At 47.3% G+C, this 5,483-nt stretch carries 8 protein-coding genes; 6 read left to right on the forward strand and 2 right to left on the reverse strand.

Annotated elements, in window-relative coordinates; translation table 11 throughout:
* A partial coding sequence (locus WG89_RS27675; protein WP_153301875.1) for a GNAT family protein occupies positions 1 to 436 on the reverse strand: 436 nt, incomplete at its 3' end.
* A 318-nt stretch (positions 437 to 754) separates the two neighbouring features.
* Between WG89_RS27675 and WG89_RS27680 the strand changes: the two genes are divergently transcribed.
* From WG89_RS27680 to WG89_RS30825, 3 genes are read left to right on the forward strand one after another with little or no spacing between them, the layout of a single operon-like run.
* Entirely contained in the window at positions 755 to 1,381 is a 627-nt protein-coding gene (locus WG89_RS27680; RefSeq protein WP_062270910.1) for a recombinase family protein, read from the forward strand.
* On the forward strand, positions 1,371 to 3,017 hold the full coding sequence (locus WG89_RS27685) for an IS481 family transposase (protein WP_079254098.1): 1,647 nt from the start codon (positions 1,371 to 1,373) through the stop codon (positions 3,015 to 3,017). Before WG89_RS27680 ends, WG89_RS27685 begins: the two co-directional genes overlap by 11 nt.
* Positions 3,007 to 3,612, forward strand: a complete 606-nt coding sequence (locus WG89_RS30825; protein WP_153301876.1) for an AAA family ATPase — start codon at positions 3,007 to 3,009, stop codon at positions 3,610 to 3,612. Before WG89_RS27685 ends, WG89_RS30825 begins: the two co-directional genes overlap by 11 nt.
* 177 nt (positions 3,613 to 3,789) lie before the next feature.
* On the opposite strand, the gene WG89_RS30830 is transcribed toward WG89_RS30825, so the two are convergent.
* Positions 3,790 to 3,963 (reverse strand): hypothetical protein, encoded by a 174-nt coding sequence (locus WG89_RS30830; RefSeq protein WP_153301877.1) that lies wholly within the window; start codon positions 3,961 to 3,963, stop codon positions 3,790 to 3,792.
* Between the two features lie 246 nt (positions 3,964 to 4,209).
* Here WG89_RS30830 and WG89_RS27695 point away from each other — a divergent pair, with 246 nt between their 5' ends.
* The 3 genes from WG89_RS27695 to WG89_RS29840 all read left to right on the forward strand — a co-directional run.
* Complete coding sequence (locus WG89_RS27695; RefSeq protein ID WP_172806947.1) at positions 4,210 to 4,854, forward strand: caspase family protein; 645 nt, start codon at positions 4,210 to 4,212, stop codon at positions 4,852 to 4,854.
* An 8-nt stretch (positions 4,855 to 4,862) separates the two neighbouring features.
* A complete protein-coding gene (locus WG89_RS27700; protein WP_079254097.1) occupies positions 4,863 to 5,270 on the forward strand; it encodes a toll/interleukin-1 receptor domain-containing protein in 408 nt (135 codons plus the stop codon).
* A 30-nt stretch (positions 5,271 to 5,300) separates the two neighbouring features.
* On the forward strand, positions 5,301 to 5,483 hold a 183-nt coding region (locus tag WG89_RS29840; protein WP_479686493.1), incomplete at its 3' end, for a transposase.

Here is a 5,483-nt window from a genome sequence, read left to right on the forward strand (position 1 = left end):
GATTATTATTGAATATATCAAGTGTTATAAAATCAAAATGTCTAAATAACCTTCCAGAGTTTCCGCTGGATTTCACATAAAACAACTCATAATCATTTTCACGAAGATAGGCTTCACCCTCTTCAAAAAGATTTCTGGCAATATGAGATGAGTCTTTATCTCTTCTTGCATGAAGTCTCGTTCCAACAACGTATTTCCTATCTGGATACATTTTAAGGATGCCAACGCCTACAATCCTGTTATTATTTTTACAAATAGATACTCTGCTTGTATCTGAAACTATTTTTTTTCTTATGCTTTCAATTGAGTTAACTTTGATATAACCAGATCTTTCAGACTCACTAAGATCTTTATAAGTTGGGTGGTTTATAAAATTCGAAGTTACAATATCGTGTATTTCTTCAGCGTCTTCAAACTCAGCGAGTGTAACATACATTATAATAAAATCCTTGCCAGATAATTATTATTGAATGTAACTAGATCCTTGAATTGTTTAACTAAAAGATTCTTCCAAGTGTCTAATGATATTCACTTTAGGGAAGTTTAATACCCTACGGGGTATTCCACTATTCAGGTGGTAGGTCACAAGATAAGGTAGAGGTTCAGAAAAACGATCGTTTTTCCAGACTGTATCCCATTGAAAACGCCTTCTTCCAGACGCCTTGAAAAATAGTATAAATTCGCCGTTTATCTTTTTATCGTCTACCTTTCTTCTGAACAGTTGAGTATTCCCTACTATTGGGAGCGGCTTGCCATGAAAATTGGGTATGCCCGAGTCAGTACCAGTGACCAGAACCTGACCTCTCAAATCGATGCACTCAATGCTGCCGGTTGTCAGAAAGTATTCCAGGATATTGCCTGTGGAGCCCGGGCGGAGCGTCCAGGGTTGGATAGTCTGTTAGATTCTATCAGGCCGGGGGATGCTCTGGTCATTTGCAAGCTGGATCGTCTGGGGCGATCCTTGCGTCATCTGGTCGGTCTGGTGAATCAACTCCATGAACAGAAGGTCGGATTGGTGAGTCTGAATGACCCCGTTGATACCTCGACTCCACAGGGAAGGCTGAGTTTTAACCTCTTTGCGGCTCTGGCTGAGTTTGAGCGGGAGATTATCCGGGAACGAACCCGCATCGGCTTGGCTTCAGCAAGATTACGTGGCCGAAAGGGAGGCCGTCCGAAAGGGCTTTCATCTCAAGCCCAGAAAGTAGCCTGTGCTGCTGAGACGCTGTACAAGGAAGGTCATCTGACGGTGGATGACATAGCCAGTCAGTTGGGCATTTGCAAGTCCACCCTGTATTCCTATCTTCGCTATCGAGGTGTGCCCATAGGCAGCGAATGTATCGAGGGGGTCGTACCCCATGAACAGAAAAACGATCCCCTCTGAAGCCTTACTGGATATTCATCGGAGGCGCTTGTCCCTGCCGTCGCGAAGTCCTGAAAAGCGTATCATTATTCAGGAAGCTGCCGAGCTGTATGGCGTTTCCCAAGCCAGTCTGTACCGTGCACTTCGGACAGTGGGAAAGCCAGCTTCAACACAACGAAGTGATTGTGGTCTGCCTCGAGTAATGTCACATAAGGAGCTGGAGCGGTACTGTGAGGTGATTGCCGCCATTAAGGTCAGAACCTGCAATAAAAAGCAGCGCTGCCTGCCAACCACTCAAGCGATCAAACTACTGGAAACCTTTGGGGTTGAAACCGATCAGGGCTTGCTGAAAGCTGCCCCGGGACAATTGAAACGCACCACCATTGAAAAGTATCTCCGGGAGTGGGGATACGACCGAGCGACACTTTCCCGGCAACCCCCAGCTGTCCGTTTTCAGGCTCAGAAGAGCAATGAATGCTGGCACTTTGATCTCAGTCCTTCCGATCTGAAACACATCAAACGACCTCCCTGGCTTCGAGAAGGGGCAGGCTCTCCAACCCTGATGATCTACAGCATTGTGGATGATCGCAGTGGTGCTGCTTATCAGGAGTATCACTGTGTTTATGGTGAGGATGTAGAGGCAGCGTTACGCTTCCTGTTCACGGCCATGTCACCCAAGGACAGCAACGATTTTCCTCATGGCATTCCTGACATGATTTATCTGGATAATGGTCCTATTACACGAAGCCAGGTGTTTCACAGGGTGATGAGTTATCTCAATGTTGAGGTCAGGGCGCATATGCCAGCAGGCAGTGACGGGCGTCGTGTCACCGCCCGAGCCAAGGGAAAAGTAGAGCGTCCTTTTCGAACGGTGAAGGAGCTTCACGAAACGCTTTACCATTTCCGGGAACCAGAAACAGAGGAAGAGGCCAATGCCTGGCTCAGGCATTTTCTGATCCAGTACAACCGATCCAACCATCGATCAGAACCTCATAGCCGCATTGAAGACTGGTTGCAAAGCCTGCCCAAGTCTGGCGTTCGGGCCATGTGCGATTGGGATCAATATTGTCACTTTGCCCGGGAACCCGAAAAACGAAAAGTGGGTATCGATGCCACCATCAGTATCAACGGTGTGGACTACCTGTTGAGTCCAGAGCTGGCGGGTGAAACAGCAGTCATCTGGTGGGGGCTCTATGACGAAGAGTTGTTTGTCGAGCATCAGGGCAAACGGTTCGGTCCCTTCTATCCATCGGGTGGCCCTGTACCTCTTCACAAGTATCGAGCTCATAAGAAAACGATTCGAGAGAAACGCGCCGACCGCATTGAAGGTCTGGCCAAAGTTCTGTCCCTGCCCGATGCGGCTTATCAGGAGATGGGACTGTCTACACAACTGTTGTCTTTGGAGTCAAAAGATCAGCCGGCTTCCGTACCCTTTCAGGCTCAAGACCCTTTTACAGAAACGCACTGGCCTGACTCACTGACAGCACGCAGGGCCATAGCGGATTACATTGGCATGCCATTGGCCACGATTCCCCGGGAACAGCTGTCTGCGATTAATGCATTACTGGAGGCAAGTCTGAATAAGGAGCAGGTGCTTCAACAGGTTAGCGAACTCTTTAAACCCTCTGCTGAACAGGTAACACCCCATGCTGAGTGAAGTGATGTCCCACTACAAAATGGTCCGGGAGTTCGACCAGGCGGATTTTTTCGAAACGGACGATTTCAAGCACACGCTCACAGAAGTTCGCCATCATATCAAGCATGGTCGATTGATCGCCCTGACAGGCATTGTGGGGTGCGGCAAAACTCGTATGCTGAGACATATTCATCACTTGCTCAGTAAAGAGAAGGATATTCTGGTCAGTCAATCGCTCTCCGTAGAAAAGAGCCGGTTAAACCTGGGCACGCTGATCTCAGCTCTGTTCTGTGATCTGAGACGCAGTAAGAATGAAAAAATCCCTTCCCAGCCTGAACAGAGAGAAAGGGAGCTCCGGGACCTGATCAAGAACAAGAAGAAACCAGTGGTACTGTTTGTTGATGAAGCCCATGACTTGCACGGCAAGACGCTGATTGCTCTGAAGCGATTGATTGAAGTGATCCAGGGGGCAGGCGGAACGCTCTCTATCGTCCTTGCCGGACACCCCAAGCTGTCCAATGACTTGAAGAGGGCCACTATGGAAGAAATTGGCGCTCGCGCTACCATCTTTATGCTGGAAGGAATTCAGAAGAGCAAAGAGGAATACACCCACTGACTATTCAAACAATGCTTTGAAGCCAAAACCAAAGTCGACACCATTATTCAACCTGAAGCACTCAACTATCTGGTTGATCACCTCTCAACGCCTCTTCAGATCAACCAGTATCTGGGGATAGCTCTTGCGGAAAGTTATCGGGTCGGCGACCAGCCTATCACTGCAGAGTTGATTACTTCAGTGCTGGCCGTTGACCTTAACAGCCCTGAAGCCCAGCTTATTCGCCAAGGGTATGATGTACGGGCTTTGGCTGAAGTCTTGGATATCAAAGCGAGTGAAGTCCGGAATTTCATCAAAGGGAATCTGCCAGCGACACAACGGGATGAACTCATGACCCAGCTTCAGAGTCAAGGTATCAGTCTGTAGGCACCGGCTATCTTAGAGGGCAGTTTATTCTCATTTAATGTGGGCAAAGCGGGCTGTTTGCGGGCTGTTATCACTTAATTCGGGCTCATTCTCACTTAAAGTGGGCATAGCCAGGCTTTTATTCTCAGTTAATTAGGGCACGAAAGAACCTTTGTTTGCAGGCAAAGTCGATCTTGTTTGCAAGCAGCTACAAGTAGCACACCAGGTCTGGATCTGTCTGAAGTTATTGATATGGCCAATGCGGCCGAGAGTGAAGTTCATAATCGAATTATTCTCCTTGACTGCTGTTTCTCCGGTGGTGCTGGCAATATGTCAAGCCTGAACGACCAGATCGCTGCCCTTGGAAAAGGTGTGACGATCATGACAGCATGTAGAGAAAATGAACCTGCACAGGAGATGCAGGGCCATGGCCTCTTTACCTACCTGATGCTTGATGCATTGAATGGAGGAGCAGCTGACGTACTAGGAAGAATTACAGCTGCTTCAGTGTATAGCCACGTGGATCAAAGCCTTGGTGAGTGGGAACAACGCCCATATTATAAAAGTCACGTTGACTCCTTTTTGATCCTACGGGAGGTCAGCGCAAAAGTTTCTCACGACATATTACGCAGGTTACCTCAGTATTTTCCTGATGCATCTCATGTTTATCCTCTCACACCTGAACATGAGCATTCAGATGATTCTGGGAACCCAAGACTAGACGGTGACAAGCGGTTACAGACTGAATTTAAAGAGCTTCAGGACTGTTGTGCAGCAGGCTTGGTTGAGCCTTTAGATAGTGAGCATATGTACTGGGCTGCAATGAATAGCACAGGCTGTCGACTAACAGCCCTTGGGGTTCATTTTCACCGCCTTGCGCAAAACAATAGAATCTGAGGTAACGGATGCCCGTATTTATTAGCTACCGACACACGGATAGAGAACAAGCATTCCTTATCCAACATAGATTGAACAATGTTGGTATTCAAACCTATTTGGATGTTCTAGATACCGACTCGAAAACAACAGACAACATTACCCAGGTAATAACTGAAAACATACGGAAATGTACTCACCTTATTGCACTTGTATCAGACGACACAATTAAATCTTGGTGGGTGCCATTCGAGATTGGTGAGGCGACAATGGCAGAACGGAGAATAGCAACGTTCAAAAATACCTATTCACCACTACCAGAGTACTTACAAAAATGGCCAATCATGAAGGATAATCGTCATATTGATATGTTCATCCGCGCTTATTTAGCAGAAAGTAGTTTTAGGGAAGGTGTGAACAAGTTCCTTGTGAGCTAATCTACCATCAGCTCATATTTGGAGTTCACCATGAAGAATCAGCTCACGTTTGCCGACTGCGAGTTCACCCAAAAAAAGCGACAGACTCGTAAAGAGAAGTTCTTACTCAGAATGGAGAAGCTGATTCCCTGGTCTCGATTAGAAGCCGTCATTGAGCCTTTTTATCCAAAGCCAGGTAATGGAAGACGCCCTTACCCGCTAGCAACCATGTTG

It is taken from the genome of Endozoicomonas arenosclerae (assembly GCF_001562015.1).
GTDB lineage: Bacteria > Pseudomonadota > Gammaproteobacteria > Pseudomonadales > Endozoicomonadaceae > Endozoicomonas_A > Endozoicomonas_A arenosclerae.